This is a genomic window from Streptomyces sp. NPDC005533 (genome assembly GCF_042871845.1).
In the GTDB taxonomy this organism is placed as follows: Bacteria; Actinomycetota; Actinomycetes; order Streptomycetales; family Streptomycetaceae; genus Streptomyces.
The window spans coordinates 116,880-130,636 of sequence record NZ_JBIAJH010000007.1; the positions used below are offsets into that span (position 1 = coordinate 116,880).

The window sequence follows — 13,757 nt, forward strand, 5'->3', positions numbered from 1 at the left end:
GGCCCGGTGCTGCTAAGGCCGGGCGCGCGGGTCGGAGGGGCGGCGGGGCACGGGGCCGCCGAAGTCGCGGGCGAACCCCTCACGGAAACCGGGTCGGTCGAGCGCCTGCTCGAAGGCGAGCGCGGCGCGGGCGAGCGCGGCCGCGTTCTCCTGGGTGGCGGTGAGTTCGGCGAGGTACGCCCGCAGGCTCAGTCCGCGGTCCGCGGCGAGCGCGGCGAGCCGGTCGTGCACATCGGTGTCGACCTCGACTGTGGTGGTGTCGGCCATGCACCGAGTATGCGCGCCCGCGGACCGGGCGGGGGGCCGTTCGCCGCAGGGCACGGGGACCGGGGGGTTGACGGCGCCTCAGCCGGCCCAGCGGCCGGTGAGGAAGGTGAGGGCGACGGTGACGCCCAGCGGGCCGACGACGTACAGGTAGGCGGACTGCACCCGGGGGCGGCGCAGGCTCCAGGCGGCCAGGGCGGTCCACAGCGGCCACCACAGCAGGGTGGAACGGGGGATCGAGGTGTACCAGTAGGAGGTGCCCAGGGCCCACAGGGTGAGGGCCATGTAGAGCGCCTCCGGCCAGCGGCGGCCCCGTACCAGCACGGCGATCAGGGCGACACCGACCAGCATGGCCAGCAGCTCGGCCTGCGCCATCAGCGCGTACCCGGTGGGCTGGGTGTGGTGGAAGGCGACCTCCCAGGTGTTGCCCCAGGCTTCCCACGGGGCGTGGAAGTCCCGGTACCAGCCGCGTTCCTGGGCGTGCTTCCAGGCCATCCAGTCCCCGGTCCGCGTCTGGAGGTACCAGGAGTACAGGGCGGGTGCGAGGGCGGGCAGGAACAGCCAGGGCGCCGCGCGCCAGGCGGAACGGCCGCGCGCGGTCAGGACGAAGTGGAGGACGAGCGCGGCCACGAGGAACAGCCCCGTGACGCGCACCGAACAGGTCAGGCAGGCCAGGGCCGCGGCCGTCGGCCAGTGCTGGCGCTGCGCCGCCAGCCAGGCGGGCAGGGCCAAGGCGAGGAAGAGCGCCTCGGTGTAGCCGGCGGCGAGGAACACGGCGCACGGCGACAGCAGGAGGAAGAGGACCGTACGCCGGCCCGCGTCCTGGTCGGGCAGCCGGAGGCGGGCGATGCGGGCGAGCGCCAGGACGGCGACGCCGCCCGCGAGGAACGAGACCAGTGCCCCGGCCGCGGCCCAGTCGGGGACGACGGTGTGGACGGCGCGCAGGGTGAGGGGGAAGCCGGGGAAGAAGGCCTCCCGGTTGTCCCAGCCGGCCGTCCACGGTCCGGCCCGGCCGGGGAAGTAGCCGTCCCTGGCTATGTGCATGAAGTGCGTCCAGTCCCACTGCTGCCAGGCCGCGAGCGGCGAGGCGGGCCGGCGGGCGTCGGCGTCGGCGGGGAACAGCAGGCCGACGGCTCCCGCCACGGCCCAGACGCCGACGCGGGTCAGCAGGTAGAGCCAGAGCACCTCGCGGTCGTCCGGGCCGAGCCGGGGCAGCGTCCGGCGGGCGCGTCGGACGTGGCCCGCCCGGTCGGCGCCGCCGGTGCGGCCCTCGTCGGGGACGCGCGGCCCGGTGGTGCGCGCGTCGGCGACCGCGGCCGGCCGATGCGGGGCGGAAACGGACATACGGGATCTCCTGACCCTGTGAGGGCATGCGGAACCACCGGCCGGTGGTTCGAGGCCGGGGTCCGCGGGCGGTGATGGGGGAGGGGGGCCGGGGGTTAGCCGGGCAGCCGCGAGGACGTGGCGGACGCGCCCGGGTACGTCGTCCCGGTGGGAGCGCCGGGCGGCGCCGTCGTATGCCGGGGCGGAGTCGGGCTGGAGGTCGCACTGGCGGACAGCGGGGTCGTCGGTGCGGAGGTCGGCGAGGTGGACGGTGTGGGGGTCGGCCCGGAGGACGGGTCGAGGGGAGGGGGAGTACTCGCCGGGAGGACCGGGGTCGGGCTGCCCGGCAGGAACGCGGCGACGGCCGCGCCGGATCCGGCGAGGACGAGGCAGGCGGCGACGGCGAGACCGGCGATCCGGCGCCGCCGGGCCCGTTCCCCGCGCAGCTCGATGACGGCGACGGGCGGGAGCGCGGAGCGGGACTGTCCGTCGCCGGCGGCCTCCCGGAACAGGGAGCGCAAGGGGTCGTGGGACTCAGGCATCGGGAGCCTCCTCCATGCGGGGGTCCTGCAGATGGCGGGAGAGGGCTGTCCGGCCCCGGGAGAGGTGGGTCTTGACCGTGCCCGTGGACAGGGAGGTCTCGGCGGCGATCTGCTCGACGGTCAGGTCGCACAGGTAGTGCAGCGCCATCGTCCGGCGCTGCTTCGCGGGCAGCTGCCGCAGCGCCTCCACGAGGGCGACCGCTTCCGGACCCGGCCCCTCCACACGGGTCGCCGGAGCCGTGCGCTGCCAGGCGTCGGCGGTCCGCCGGCGACCCCGCCACCGGCTGACCGCGAGCCGCCAGGCGACCGTACGGATCCAGGCCTCCGGCCTGCCGTCCCGGTCCAGCCGGCCCCGGCGCCCCCAGCCCCTGACGAAGGCCTCTTGCACCACGTCCTGTGCCTCGTGATGGTCGCCGAGCATCACGTACAGCTGTCCTGTGAGCCGTCCCGCCGCTTGCGCGTAGAACTCCTCGAACTCCTCGACGGTCAAAAAATCGCTCCCGAATCCATGTGCGCGTCTCAGGGGGCATACGCCCGCCGCCCCGCATCCGGTTGACATCGGATGACAGGTCGTCGTGTGAGTGCCGTCACATGGCCGTCGGCCGGAAACGACGCGAGGCCCGGATCCGTAGGGATCCGGGCCTCGTGAGCAGTAGCGGGGACAGGATTTGAACCTGCGACCTCTGGGTTATGAGCCCAGCGAGCTACCGAGCTGCTCCACCCCGCGTCGGTAGACCTCACCCTACGGCATCCCGGGGGCCCCACTCGCCACATTTCGGGACGGGCGGGCCCGTACGGTCGGCGCAGCGGCGGAATTCCGCCGTCAAGGCGAGATCATTCCCCCTGGTGACCGTGCGTGCAGGCGTGTACCTTCACGGGTAGCTGTCGTGGTTCCAAGTGCCTTGCCCGTGCCTGTCGGTGTGGGCAGTTTTGCTGTGTTGTGCCGTAGGACCAGGGCGATCACCTCCGTCTTCCACGCCGTGTGGAAGACGTACGTCAACGGGAAGGCATGAACATGGCTACGGGAACCGTGAAGTGGTTCAACTCTGAAAAGGGCTTCGGCTTCATCGCCCAGGACGGTGGCGGCCCGGACGTCTTCGCCCACTACTCGGCGATCAACGCGTCCGGCTACCGTGAGCTCCAGGAGGGCCAGGCCGTGACGTTCGACATCACGCAGGGCCAGAAGGGCCCGCAGGCGGAGAACATCACCCCCGCCTAGTCCCGGACCGCCGGAGAACCGTTTCGGCGCCGAGGCCGTCACCCAGGTGACCCGCCGACGCGCCGAGACGTCCGACATGCGACACCAGGGCCGTGCGGCGACCGCCGCACGGCCCTGGTGCATGATGCACGAGTGAACCGCAGGGTGAGCGCGGACGTCGGGGCGCGGGTCGGCGGGCTGCTCGAAGAGCTGGTGGAGTCCGGCCGCAAGAGCGGCCTCCAGGTGGCGGCCTACCTCGACGGCGCACCGATCGTCGACGCGCACGCGGGCTGGGCCGACCGCCCCGGTGCCCGCCGGCTCGGATCCGACACGCTGACCACAGCTTCTCGACGGGCAAGGGCTTCACCGCGACCCTGGTGCACGTGCTCGCCGAGCGCGGGCTGATCGCGTACGACACCCCCATCGCCCACTACTGGCCCGAGTTCGGGGCGCACGGCAAGGAGCGGGCCACCGTACGCGACGCCCTGACGCACACCATCGGGGTACCGCAGCTCCCCACCGGCATCACACCCGGGGAACTGTGCGACTGGGACACCATGTGCGCGGTCGTCGCGGCGCAGGAACCGCTGTGGGAGCCGGGCTCCGCGAGCGGCTACCACGGCTGGACCTTCGGCTGGATCCTGGGCGAGACCGTGCGCCGGGTCACCGGCCTCACCCCGGCCGAGGCGCTGCGCACCTACGTGACCGAGCCGCTGGGCGTCGCCGACGAGCTCTTCTTCGGCCTGCCCGAGAGCGAACTCGCCCGTACGGCGCCGCTGGTGGAGGGCAACTGGGCGGCCTGGCTGGAGACCCTTCCGCCCTCCGCGCCGTTCCGCCGGTACGTGGTCCCGAACCGCGACGTGTGGACCGTCGCCGAGCTCGCCACCCGCCGCGCGTACCTGCTCGCCGACCTGCCCGCCTGCGGTACCGCGACAGCGCGGGCCGCCGCCCGGCTGTACGCCGCGCTGTCGGGCGAGGTCGACGGCGTACGGCTGATCTCCCCGGAACGACTGGAGCTGGCCGCGGACGTGGCCGTCGAGGGCAAGGACCTGATGCTCCTCGGCAGGTACGCCAAGGGGCTCGGCTACTTCCTCGGCCTGCCCGAGACGGCCGGCGAGCGCACGGCCTTCGGACACCACGGCAGCGGCGGAAGCATCGCCTTCGCCGACCGGGGGAGGGGCCTCGCCTTCTGCCTCACCCGGACCCGCCTCGTGGCCGGCGCGGCGGACACCGCGGCCCGGCTGCTGGCCGACGAGATCAGATCCGCCGTCACCCCGCCGAGCGGGTCCTGACGCGGCCGGAGCGGATCAGACGAGCCGGGAGGCTGCCCGCCGACCGGTCCGGGCCCGCATCACGGCGGCGACGAGGGCGAGCACGACCGTCGCGATCCCCGACGCCGCCAGCACCCCCCGGGGCTCCATGAGCGCGATGAGGGGCCCGCCGAGCGCGGTGCCCACCGGCCCGGCGGTGAGGAGGGCGGCGCTGCGGGCCGCCAGGACCGTGGTCAGCCAGGCAGCCGGCGTGCGGTCCTGGAACAGGGTGTAGGACAGCGCCGTGAACGGTCCGTAGATCAACCCGCCGAGGGTGAAGCAGGCGAGCGTGACGGCCGCGGGCGCGCCGAGGCCGAAGGGCACCAGGGCCAGCCCCCAGCCGGCGACGATGGTCAGGGTGACCGGCCACAGGGGGAACCTCCGCAGGGCTCCCGCGGCCAGGCCGCCCAGCACGGCGCCCGCCCCGAACAGCGCCCAGTACAGCCCGAGGAGGCCCGCCCCCGCGTGCAGGTCCTCGGTGACGTGCAGCGGCAGCGCGACCTCCGCCGGCCCGTACAGGAAGTTGAAGAACCAGGTCAGGGCGAGGACACCGAGGAGTTCGGGCTGCTTGCGCACCAAGTGCAGGCCCGCGGCCGACAGGTCGGCGTCGACGGGCGCGGCCGCCTCGTCGGGCGGCCCGTCGGCCTGCCCGGCCTCCCCGGACGGGCCGCGCACCCGCCCGACCTGGACGGCGAGCACGGCGAAGGACAGCGCGTCGAGCCCGATGAGCCAGGCCGGGCTGACCGCCGCCGCCAGGAAGCCGGCCAGGGCGGGGCCGATGACGATCGCGGCCGAGGTGCTGGAGCTCACCAGCGCGTTGGCGGCCAGCCGCTGCTCCGCCGGCAGCAGCCCGGCGAGCAGCGAGTACTTCCCCGCGTTGCCCCAGGCGTGCAGGACGGACGAGCCCGCGAGCAGGGCCACGTACAGCACCGGGTGCAGCACGTCCAAGGCCCAGGCCAGCGGCACGCAACCGAGGAGCACCGCACGGATCCGGCTGTCGGCCGCCAGCAGCCGAGGGGCGGGCAGCCGGCGCAGCCACCGCCCGAACAGCAGCGCACCGGCCGCCCCGGGGAGGGCGTACGCGGCGAGCGCGGCTCCCAGGAGCATCCCGGACCGGCCCGGGGGCGCGATCTCGATGGCCAGCCAGGCCACCGCGACCACGCTCATCCCGTCACCGAGGTCGGAAGCCGCCAGAGCGGGCAGGAGCCGCCGGAACCCGGCATGGGCGAAGAGCGGCCGGTAGGCCCGCGGCAGCAGGCGAGTTGTCTGTGGAGCAGTCACCCGGTCAGACTCCTGGTTCAAGCGCACTTGAGGTCAAGGGGGAATGACAGGTGCGGAAGCTCGGTATCGGGGAGCTCGCCCGGCAGGTCGGGATGAGACCTTCGGGTCTGCGCTACTACGAGAGCGTCGGCCTGCTGCCGTCCGCCGAACGGGCCGCGGGCCGACGCGTCTATCCGGCCGGCACGGTACGGCGGATCGCGCTGATCAAGATGGCCCAGCGGGCCGGGTTCACCTTGGCCGAGATCCGCGCCCTGCTGGACGCCGACTCCGACCGCGGCGCGACCCGGCAGTGGCGCGCGCTCGCCGAGAGCAAACTCCCCGAACTGGACCGGTTCATCCGGCAGACCCAGCTCCTGCGCGACGCGGTCGCCGACTGCCTGGCCTGCGGCTGCATGAACTTCGACGAGTGCCAACTCCTCTCGGAGGCCGGGCCCGGCTCCTGAGCCGCTGAAACCGGCGGCCGGGCCTGGCGGCCGAGCCCGCCTCCCGCTCCCCCCTCCCGCCTGACGGCCGAGGACGTGCTGCCGAGCCGACCGCTCACCACCTCGGCGGATGAGGCATGATCGGGGGATGTCTGAACGCATCATTGCCGCCTGTGACGGAGCGGCGAAAGGTAATCCCGGTCCGGCCGGCTGGGGCTGGGTCATCGCCGACTCCCAGGGACGCCCCGAGCGTTGGGAGGCGGGGCCGCTCGGCCGGGCCACCAACAACATCGGTGAGCTGACCGCCCTCCAGCGGCTGCTCGAGGCGGTCGCCCCCGGGACGGCCGTCGAGGTGCGGATGGACTCCCAGTACGCGATGAAGGCCGTGACGCAGTGGCTCCCGGGCTGGAAGCGCAACGGGTGGAAGACCTCCTCCGGGCAGCCGGTCGCCAACCGCGGGCTCGTCGAGCAGATCGACCTGCTGCTCGCCGATCGTGACGTGACCTTCGTCTACGTGCCCGCGCACCGCGAGGACGGCGACCTGCTGAACGCGATCGCCGACCAGGCCGCCAGCGACGCCGCCCGCACGCAGGAGGCCGCCGGCACCGCCCTCGGACACGCGGACCTGCCGGTGCCGGCCCCGGCCGCGCCCGCGCGCCAGAAGACGGGCACGGCACGGAAGCGGACGGCGGAGGGCGCCGCGCCCGGCCGTGCGTCCCGGCCCATCAAGGCGAAGTTCCCGGGCAGCTGCCCCTGCGGGAAGCCCTACGCCGTCGGTGACATGATCGCCAAGAACGGGAGCCGCTGGGGCCACGAGAGCTGCGCCGCCTCGGCCCCCACCACGGCCTAGCGGCGGTACACGCGCAGGTGGGCGACCTCGTACGACATCTCTGACACGTCCGCGTCGGGCGCCGGGTGGTAGCGCCCGGCGCAGACGGAGAGGTTCACGATGAGGTACGCCCTCCAGTTGCGCCCCACCCCGCGTCGGTCGGCGTACACGCGCGTGCCGTTGACCCACCACACGACCGAGCGCGCCCCGAACTCGACCTTCAGGTCCACCCAGCCGCCGGGGGAGACCGAGAGGTCCCGGTGGTAGCGCGAGCCGCCCTTGACGTGGTTGGAGAGCTCCAGCAGGTCGGGGTTGTCCGGGTGGTATTCGAAGACGTCGACCTCGTTGCCGCCGTCCCGCCACGTCCAGATCGCGGGCCAGGCCCCGGCCTCGACGGGCAGTCGCACCCGGGTCTCCAGTACGTCCCCGGTCCGCACCATGAACCCCTCGTCGCTGCCCTCGGTGGTCAGCAGGCCCGCGTTCCAGTCGCCGTCCGGGCGGCGGACGGCCCGGAAGGTGCCGGTGCGACTGTAGGACGGGTCCTCCACGAGATGGTCGAGCTTGTTGTCACCATGGTTGGTGGGGCCGCCGTCCGGATAGGCCCAGGAGCGGCCGGCGACCCATTGGGCGGCCGACCCGAAGTCCGCGGTGAAGAGCGGGACCCCGCCGCTCGCCGGGCCGGCACCACGGGCCGTGGTGTCGGTGAGACGTCGAAGGGGCCGTCGGAACCAGGCGAGAAAGTGAGTGAGCACGGGGCTCCTTCCGTGGACGGACGCCCCTGCATGCTGCCCGGCCCCGAGGCCTGACATACCGGTCCACCGGTTTGTCTTCCACCATCCCCCTCATGTAATAATCGATATTGACTAGTGCCTATTACATGCGCCTATTACATGCGGGAGTGGCAGCGATGTGGACCTGTGAACGTGTCGTCGGCGCCGAGCTGGACGTGGAGGAGGTCATCGGCCTCTACCGGGCCTCCACCCTCGCCGAGCGCCGCCCCGTCTCCGATGTGGAGCGGTTCGCCCGGATGCTGGCCGGCGCCAACCTCGTCGTCGTCGCCCGCACGGACGACGGCGCCCTCATCGGCATCGCCCGCTCCCTCACCGACGGCGCGTACTCGACCTACCTCAGCGACCTGGCCGTCGACGTCGCCCACCAGGGCAAGGGCGTGGGCCGCGACCTGATCCGGGTCACCCAGGAGGCGGCGCCCGAGGCGAAGGTGGTCCTGCTCTCCGCCCCGGCGGCGGTCGACTACTACCCGCACATCGGCTTCACCCGCCACGAATCCGCCTGGACCCTCGGCACCCGCTGAGCCGACCGCCGGGAAGACCCCCCCCAATATCGCTTCGCCATAGGCCAGTTGCGCGCCCTCACGGCGGGGTACGATCCCTGCCGTGGGGGGACCAGCGACACGCAGACGGAGCTCCGCGCTGCGCGCCTACGGGTGCGCGGCAGCGGGCTTGTTCCTACTCGTCGGGTGCACGGCCGACGGCTCGGCGAAGGGCGGTGCGGCGGCGACCACTGACGCCGCGGCCCGCACCCCGGCCGCGTCGCCCGGCGCGAGCACGCCCGGGGCCGGGCCGGCCGACAGCACGGCCAACCCCCTCGTGCCCCCGCTGGACGAGTCCAAGCAGCCGAAGACGGTCGCCGAGGCCCGAGCCCTGCTCGGCCGGATCGTCATCACCGAGGCGGCCTTCGGCCCCGAGGTCGTGCGCAGCACCCCGTTCGAGAGCGATCCCCGCCGCTGGCCCGTCCTCGACGAGGACTGCGTCTGGCAGACCGCGGGCCTGCCGGACGACGTCCTCGCCACGAGCACCCGCTCCTTCCACATCCCGGCCGGGAACGGCCGCGGCCGGCTCCGGCTCAACGCCACGGTCACCGTCCACCACGACCGCCGGGAATCCGCCTGGGAGACCGCCCGCGCCATGGAAGAGGTGCTGCGCTGCCCGGGCCAGAAGCTGCGGGAGGGCGAGGAGCTCAAGAACCTGTGGGGCGGTTCCTTCTACCTCGGCGAACAGGCGAACGGGTGGACCGAGGACGCCTTCAGCGAGACCGGCGAGTACGTCAGCGCGCAGGACGGCGGACCCCACCGCTACACCTGGTCCCAGGCCCAGTTCGGCCCGGTCACCGTGGCCATCGCCGCCAAGGGCGCCGCGGGCTTCACCCAGGAGGACATGAACGGGCTCGCCGCCCAGGCCACCAGCCGGATGCTGCTGCAGGCCAAGCAGGAGCTCGGAAAGGAGGCGCGCTGATGGAGCCGCTCCGCGCGCCGGACCCCTCCCGGATCGCCGGGTACCGCCTCCTCGGCCGGCTCGGCGCCGGCGGCATGGGCGTGGTCTACCTCGGCCGCACCGAGGACGGCGCGCTCGCCGCGGTCAAGGTGATCCGCGCCGAGTACGCCGACGAGGCGGACTTCCGGGCCCGCTTCCGCCGCGAGGCCGAGATCGCCGCGGAGGTGGACAGCCCGTGGGCCGTCCGGATCACCGGAGCCGACCCGGACGCGCCCGAGCCGTGGCTGGCCACCGCCTTCGTCGCGGGCCCCTCCCTGGCCGAGGCCGTCACCGCCCACGGCCCGCTCCCGCTGCGCGCCGTACGGATCCTCGGCAAGGCCCTGGCCAAGGCCCTCGGGGTGATGCACGCGCAGGGCCTCGTACACCGCGACGTCAAACCCGGCAACGTGCTGCTCGGCATGGACCGGCCCCGGCTGATCGACTTCGGGATCGCGCGCGGCGGCGAGCACACCGCCCTGACCACCGCCGACGCCGTCCTCGGCACGCCCGGCTTCCTCCCGCCCGAGCAGGCCGAGGGCCGCCCGGCCGAGCCGGCCGGCGACGTCTTCTCGCTCGGCTGCCTCCTCGCGTACGCCGCCACCGGACGCCTGCCCTTCGGCACGGGGACCGTGGACGCGGTGCTCTACCGGACCGTCCACGACGAGCCCGAGCTCGGCCCGGAGGTCCTCGCCGACCCCGAACTCACCGCGCTGCTGCGAACCTGTCTCGCCAAGCACCCCGACCTGCGCCCCACCGCGCACGAGCTGGACCGGGCGCTGACCGAGGACACGCCGGGGGAGGGCACCGACTGGCTGCCCGACCCGGTCGTCGCCACCATCGCCGAGCGCGCCGCCGCGCTGCTCGCCCTGCCCGGCATCGAGGAGACCGTCGCCGACCTCGACGCCGCCCCGGCGCCCGGCACGGCCGGGCCCTCCCGCCGGCGTTTCCTCGCCCTCGCCTCCGGCGGCGCCGTCCTCCTGGCGGGCGGCGGCCTGGCCGCCTGGGCGGCCCTGCGCGACGACGGCAAGGACCGGAACGCGGCCTCGCCCGCCGCCCGGCGTTGGGTGATCGGCGTGCACGCCGACCTCTCCGGCCCCCAGAAGGCCGCCGGTCAGGCCCAGGAACGCGGGGTGCGATTGGCCGTCGACGCCTTCAACGCCCGCAAGGACAAGCCCTTCACCCTCGCCGTCGCCACCGCGGACGACGCCGGGCGGGCCGACCGCTCGGCCGCCGCGGCCGGTGAACTCATGGCCGACCGCGACCTGTTCGCGGTCATCGGCCCCACCGGCAACGCGTCCGTGATCCCGTGCCTCGAACTCTACGGAGAGAACTCCGTACCGCTGGTCACCGTGTCGGCCCTGGCCACCAACTTCAGCGTCACCGACCGGCGCAGCTTCTTCCAGAGCTGCCCGATCTCCTCGGCCCAGGCCGCCGCCGTCAACCTCCAACTGGCCGGCAAACAGGGCGTCCGGCGGATGGGCATCCTCAGCGACCGCGACGGCGACGCCGACACCTGGCAGGCGGCCCTGCTGGTGGGCCGCACCATCGCCTACTTCGCGCCCGGCGCCACCTTCTCCGTGCGCGTCGTGCCACGCGGTAACGAGGACCTGGCCCCGGTGGTCGCCGACCTGCTCGCCCACGGCGTCGACGGCCTCTTCTACACGGGCACCCCGGCGGGCGGGGCCGAGGCGGCCGGCCTCCTGGCGGCCGCGGGCTTCACGGGGCCCAGGGCCGCCGACTACACCATCGCCGGCCCGGAGTTCCTCGCCGCTGCGGGTCCGGCCGGCGAGGGCTGGCAGTTCTTCACGCCGTACACGGACCCCGGAGCCCCCGAGGTCGCGGAGGTGGCCCGCGCGCACCAGGCGGCGTACAGATCGGCCCCCGCGATCTGGACCGCGGAGGCCTTCGACGCGACGCGTCTGGTCATCGACCGCCTGGTCACCGCCGCGGCGGGCGGCAGCCGGCCGAACCGCGCCGACCTGCTGACCGCGCTCGCCCAGGGCACCTTCCGCGGCCTGACCAAGGAGTACGCCTTCGACGAGCGGCGGCAGGTCAAGGGCAACATCTACTTCCAGCACAGGGTCGAGGGCGGCAGCATCCGCTACGTGGGCCCGGCCACCGAGCCCGCGCCCACCGCCTCCCCGGCGGGATAGCCGGGGATGCGGCCCCTCACCCCCGCCGATCCGGCCGCGATCGGCGGCAACCGGCTGCTGGGACGCCTCGGTTCGGGCGGCATGGGCACGGTCTACCTCGCCCGCTCCGCCACGGGCACCCTCGTGGCCGTCAAGGTCATCCGCGCCGACCACGCCTCGAACCCGGACTTCCGCATCCGCTTCCGACGCGAGGTGGAGGCCGCCGGGCAGCTGACCGGACGCTGGGTGGTCCCGGTGATCGCCGCCGACCCGGAGGCGCTCGAGCCGTGGCTGGCCACCCCGTTCGTCCCCGGCCCCGCCCTGTCCGAGGCGGTGGCGGCGTACGGCCCGCTGCCCGCCCGGGCCGTACGGACCCTCGGCGCGCGGCTCGCCGAAGCGCTCGCGCAGGTGCACGCCGCCGGGCTGGTCCACCGCGACGTCAAACCGGGCAACATCCTCCTCGCCCCGGACGGGCCCCGGCTGATCGACTTCGGGATCGCGCGCGCCGAGGGGGCGGCCACGCTGACGGCCGTGGACGCCGTCATCGGCACGCCCGGGTACCTGGCTCCGGAACAGGCCCGCGCGGGCGGGCCCGCGGCGGGCGCCGCGAGCGACGTGTTCTCCCTCGGCTGCGTCCTGGCGTACGCGGCGACCGGACACGGCCCCTTCGGCAGCGGGCACGCGGCCGCGGTGGTCTACCGTACGGTCCACGACGAGCCCGAACTCGCCGGTCTACCGGCGGAGTTGCGCGAACCGGTGTTGGCCTGCCTGGCGAAGGACCCGGCCGCCCGGCCGACCCCGGCCCAGCTGGGCGCCGTACTCGACGACGACCCGTCCGACACGGACGCCGAGGACTGGCTGCCGCCCCCACTGCCGCGGCTCATCGCCGAACGCTCCACCAGGGCCCTGGACCTCCCCGCCCCGGAGCCGACCCGGATCGACGCACCGCCGACGCCGGTACGGGGCCTCACGCGCCGGCGGCTGCTCGCGGCCGGCGCGGGTCTGGCCGCCGTCGGCGCTCCGACCGCCTGGTTCGCCACCCGCGGGCGGGCCCGCGGCGGGACACCACCGCCGGCCCGCGACCTGGCCACCCTCACCCTCGCCCTGCAGGGCGATTTGACCGGTCCCGGCCGAGCCGTCGGCCAGGCCCACGAGCGCGGCATGCGACTGGCCGTGGAGCGGCACAACAGCCGTAAGGACGCCGCGTTCCTGCTGGCCCTACGCGTCGCCGACGACGCGGGGGACCCGGCGCGGGCCGCGCAGGTCGTCAAGGAACTCGTCGCCGACCCCGCGGTGGCCGCGCTCACCGGCCCCACCTGGGACGCGGCCGTGCCCGAGCTGGCCGCCGCCTGCGCCGCGGCCGATCTCGCCCTGCTGCTGGTGGCGGTCGACAGCTCGGAGACCGCCCAGTCCCAATGGCGGACCCTGTGCGCCACCCGCCCGGCAGGGGACCGGTTCGCCCTCCCCGTGATCGACTACCTCAGCCGGGTGAGGCCCGTCCGGCGCACGGGCCTGGTCGAGGACGTCGAAGGCGGCGAACCCACCTGGCCGCTCATCCGCACCCTGCAGCAGAGCCCGCCCTCGACCGGCACGCTCAGCGTCCACCGCATCCCGGTCGGCGGCTCCGACTTCGCGGGCGTGGTGCGCGCCCTGACCGAGGCCCGGGCCGAGGCCGTCGTCTACGCCGGCACCTCACCGCAGCGCGCGGCCCGGCTGGCCCGGGCGTTGGCCGATGCCGGATTCCCGGGCCCCCGCGTCGCCCTCCAGCACGTCATGGAACCGGCCTTCCTCACGGAGGCCGGGCCGGCCGCCGAGGGCTGGGTGTTCAGCGCCCTCTTCACCGACCCGCTGGCCGTCCCCGCCGCCGCCGAGTTCGTGGCCGCCCACCGCACGGCGCACGGGGAGCCGCCCGCCCGCTGGGCCACCGAGGCGTACGACGCCGTGGGCCTGCTGGCCGCGGCCCTGACCGGCCTGGGGGAGGAGGGACGGGGTCGCGCGGGCCTGACCCGGCGGATCTTCCGGACGACCCACCAGGGCCTGGCCAAGCCGCTCGCCTTCGACGCGGGCACCCACGTCCTCAGCGGGAACCGCATCGCCCACCTCTACCGGGCCGAATCCGGCGCGTACCGGTACCTGGGCCTCTACCCGGACGTACGCCCCTCCGCGTGACCGGCCGGGCCGGGCGC

Annotated in this window: 15 protein-coding genes and 1 tRNA gene; 9 read left to right on the top strand and 7 right to left on the bottom strand. The window is 74.6% G+C overall.

The genetic code is table 11. From position 1 onward, the window contains the following. Positions 1-12: 12 nt before the first annotated feature. The 5 genes from ACFYP3_RS09480 to ACFYP3_RS09500 form a co-directional block, all read right to left on the bottom strand. A complete protein-coding gene (locus tag ACFYP3_RS09480; RefSeq protein ID WP_388829296.1) occupies positions 13-267 on the bottom strand; it encodes an antitoxin MazE7 in 255 nt (84 codons plus the stop codon). Between the two features lie 78 nt (positions 268-345). Next, positions 346-1,608: a mannosyltransferase family protein gene (locus ACFYP3_RS09485; RefSeq protein WP_388829299.1), complete on the bottom strand. Its 1,263-nt coding sequence runs from the start codon at positions 1,606-1,608 to the stop codon at positions 346-348. 95 nt (positions 1,609-1,703) lie between these two features. Further along, complete coding sequence (locus ACFYP3_RS09490; protein ID WP_388829302.1) at positions 1,704-2,129, bottom strand: hypothetical protein; 426 nt, start codon at positions 2,127-2,129, stop codon at positions 1,704-1,706. Further along, on the bottom strand, positions 2,122-2,619 hold the full coding sequence (locus tag ACFYP3_RS09495; protein ID WP_388829305.1) for a SigE family RNA polymerase sigma factor: 498 nt from the start codon (positions 2,617-2,619) through the stop codon (positions 2,122-2,124). The genes ACFYP3_RS09490 and ACFYP3_RS09495 overlap by 8 nt, the downstream gene beginning before the upstream one ends. A gap of 163 nt (positions 2,620-2,782) precedes the next feature. Beyond that, a tRNA-Met gene (locus ACFYP3_RS09500) sits at positions 2,783-2,856 on the bottom strand. A 288-nt stretch (positions 2,857-3,144) separates the two neighbouring features. Here ACFYP3_RS09500 and ACFYP3_RS09505 point away from each other — a divergent pair. The 3 genes from ACFYP3_RS09505 (at position 3,145) to ACFYP3_RS09515 (ending at position 4,619) form a co-directional block, all read left to right on the top strand. Then, positions 3,145-3,348 carry a cold-shock protein gene (locus ACFYP3_RS09505; protein WP_030384970.1) on the top strand — a complete coding sequence of 68 codons (204 nt, stop codon included), beginning with the start codon at positions 3,145-3,147 and terminating at the stop codon, positions 3,346-3,348. 132 nt (positions 3,349-3,480) lie between these two features. Continuing rightward, positions 3,481-3,732: a hypothetical protein gene (locus ACFYP3_RS09510; protein WP_388829309.1), complete on the top strand. Its 252-nt coding sequence runs from the start codon at positions 3,481-3,483 to the stop codon at positions 3,730-3,732. Continuing rightward, positions 3,711-4,619: a serine hydrolase domain-containing protein gene (locus ACFYP3_RS09515; RefSeq protein WP_388829312.1), complete on the top strand. Its 909-nt coding sequence runs from the start codon at positions 3,711-3,713 to the stop codon at positions 4,617-4,619. The genes ACFYP3_RS09510 and ACFYP3_RS09515 overlap by 22 nt, the downstream gene beginning before the upstream one ends. A gap of 15 nt (positions 4,620-4,634) precedes the next feature. Here the strand turns inward: ACFYP3_RS09515 and ACFYP3_RS09520 are convergent, their stop codons facing one another. Beyond that, complete coding sequence (locus ACFYP3_RS09520; protein WP_388829314.1) at positions 4,635-5,918, bottom strand: MFS transporter; 1,284 nt, start codon at positions 5,916-5,918, stop codon at positions 4,635-4,637. 50 nt (positions 5,919-5,968) lie between these two features. Between ACFYP3_RS09520 and ACFYP3_RS09525 the strand changes: the two genes are divergently transcribed. Together ACFYP3_RS09525 and ACFYP3_RS09530 are read left to right on the top strand one after the other, a co-directional pair. Then, entirely contained in the window at positions 5,969-6,361 is a 393-nt protein-coding gene (locus ACFYP3_RS09525; RefSeq protein WP_388829317.1) for a MerR family transcriptional regulator, read from the top strand. Between the two features lie 127 nt (positions 6,362-6,488). Then, entirely contained in the window at positions 6,489-7,190 is a 702-nt protein-coding gene (locus ACFYP3_RS09530) for a ribonuclease H (protein WP_388829321.1), read from the top strand. On the opposite strand, the gene ACFYP3_RS09535 is transcribed toward ACFYP3_RS09530, so the two are convergent. After that, positions 7,187-7,921 (bottom strand): beta-glucanase, encoded by a 735-nt coding sequence (locus tag ACFYP3_RS09535; protein WP_388829324.1) that lies wholly within the window; start codon positions 7,919-7,921, stop codon positions 7,187-7,189. The genes ACFYP3_RS09530 and ACFYP3_RS09535 overlap by 4 nt on opposite strands. A 155-nt stretch (positions 7,922-8,076) precedes the next feature. Here ACFYP3_RS09535 and ACFYP3_RS09540 point away from each other — a divergent pair, with 155 nt between their 5' ends. The 4 genes from ACFYP3_RS09540 (at position 8,077) to ACFYP3_RS09555 (ending at position 13,740) form a co-directional block, all read left to right on the top strand. After that, complete coding sequence (locus tag ACFYP3_RS09540; protein WP_388829327.1) at positions 8,077-8,481, top strand: GNAT family N-acetyltransferase; 405 nt, start codon at positions 8,077-8,079, stop codon at positions 8,479-8,481. A gap of 82 nt (positions 8,482-8,563) precedes the next feature. After that, positions 8,564-9,421 carry a hypothetical protein gene (locus ACFYP3_RS09545; RefSeq protein WP_388829330.1) on the top strand — a complete coding sequence of 286 codons (858 nt, stop codon included), beginning with the start codon at positions 8,564-8,566 and terminating at the stop codon, positions 9,419-9,421. Next, positions 9,421-11,592 carry a bifunctional serine/threonine-protein kinase/ABC transporter substrate-binding protein gene (locus tag ACFYP3_RS09550; RefSeq protein WP_388829333.1) on the top strand — a complete coding sequence of 724 codons (2,172 nt, stop codon included), beginning with the start codon at positions 9,421-9,423 and terminating at the stop codon, positions 11,590-11,592. The genes ACFYP3_RS09545 and ACFYP3_RS09550 overlap by 1 nt, the downstream gene beginning before the upstream one ends. Before the next feature lie 6 nt (positions 11,593-11,598). Next, positions 11,599-13,740, top strand: a complete 2,142-nt coding sequence (locus ACFYP3_RS09555; protein ID WP_388829336.1) for a bifunctional serine/threonine-protein kinase/ABC transporter substrate-binding protein — start codon at positions 11,599-11,601, stop codon at positions 13,738-13,740. Positions 13,741-13,757 lie beyond the last annotated feature (17 nt).